The following is a 1,231-nucleotide window of genomic DNA, read 5'->3' as shown; positions in this document are numbered from 1 at the left end:
ATCAAATAATCACTATAAAGATCAAGCATATCCATTTAATTCCCTCCCTAAAATTAAGGGCGGAATTCTAATGCTTTTTAGTCAAACTACAAGTTTATGTGCGTAACATGAGTAAATTAATGATAGCATTCTCAGTACTTAAAATAAGAGATTGGGAATTGGAGGTTTTATAAAATTGGCTTTGAGTCACATAAACTTGGAGGACAGCATAGCTAATAATGAAACCTAAGAGAGTTGCAATCATCAACTCTACTAAAGAAAAACCATGTTGAGCGGCTTTAGTGTTCATATTTGGCTCTGTATCCTTATTTGGACAAAATTGGCGTTAACAGTTGAAATTTGGCTGTTTGTCCCAACGCTATTTTGGGCGGGGGAATCATCCCATTGTACGGTAACAGTCACTGTGGTATTTCCGGCTACAGGAGATGGGGCTGTGGTGATTGAGCCGCAGCCATTGGGTAGACGGGAAAGATCCTTTGTAAGCCAAGTCCAGGTATCATAGGTAGCCAATTGTGCTGGTGTACACGCGGCTGCATTACACATTACTGCAGGCGTGGTTACTGCGGTAGGCAAGCCAGTAGAGCCAATGTTGCTAATATTATAATTACCATTTACTGCGGCTTGGCTATTTGCTCTAATTTTATCAAAAATATTATAAACGTTTTGAATGGCTTGTTGCTTCATGTAACTTGAGTTATTGGCTTGATTAGAAACTAACAGCATACTGGCAATTCCCAGCATCCCTATGGCGATAATAATCACGGAAACCAGTACCTCTAATAGGCTAATTCCCTTTTGGTTAACGAATAAATAATGTCCCTCTCTTTGAATTAAGCTCTGAGGAACATTGAGTTTTCTCTTCATCATCTCATTCCAATTAAGGGCAGTTTATCGCGGTATTGTTCCAAACTGCTCGTCCCGGTGTATCTCCTGATTGAATATAACCTGTAGTTAAAACTTCTACTGAGCGTGCAAAATTACCGCCCCTATTGTCACAAAATCTAAAATTGGTTTGGTTGGAGGCTAATCCGCGTGAATTAAAGGTAATACTGGTGTTATTCGCCCCTATAGTTGTAACCCCGGTAGTATTTTGTTGGCTTTTTAATAGTACCCCTGATATAGGCGCGGATTTTTAGACGAAAAAAAGGTATTTTTAAGAGCTATTCTTCTAATATAAGAGGGGAATAGAATGACCAAAAAGCGAAATTATTACACTGCATCAAAAAAATCA

At 38.7% G+C, this 1,231-nt stretch carries 2 protein-coding genes and 1 pseudogene; all 3 read right to left on the bottom strand.

What is annotated here, in order from left to right:
* Positions 1-106: 106 nt before the first annotated feature.
* A pseudogene (locus tag ELY15_RS15895) lies at positions 107-289 on the bottom strand (PilW family protein); the annotation flags it as partial.
* Complete coding sequence (gene pilV / locus ELY15_RS15890) at positions 286-864, bottom strand: type IV pilus modification protein PilV (RefSeq protein WP_127101743.1); 579 nt, start codon at positions 862-864, stop codon at positions 286-288. The gene pilV and the pseudogene ELY15_RS15895, both read right to left, overlap by 4 nt.
* 13 nt (positions 865-877) lie before the next feature.
* Positions 878-1,120 carry a GspH/FimT family pseudopilin gene (locus ELY15_RS15885; RefSeq protein WP_127101747.1) on the bottom strand — a complete coding sequence of 81 codons (243 nt, stop codon included), beginning with the start codon at positions 1,118-1,120 and terminating at the stop codon, positions 878-880.
* Positions 1,121-1,231: the final 111 nt, after the last annotated feature.

The organism is Legionella sp. km772, assembly GCF_003989735.1.
Lineage (GTDB): Bacteria > Pseudomonadota > Gammaproteobacteria > Legionellales > Legionellaceae > Legionella.
Note: the sequence above shows the minus strand (reverse complement) of the source record. Positions and strands in the feature narration are given on the sequence as shown.

Excerpts from the sequence above, each read along its gene's own strand:
- pilV (WP_127101743.1), bottom strand. The coding sequence starts at position 864 with ATGAAGAGAAAACTCAATGTTCCTCAGAGCTTAATTCAAAGAGAGGGA.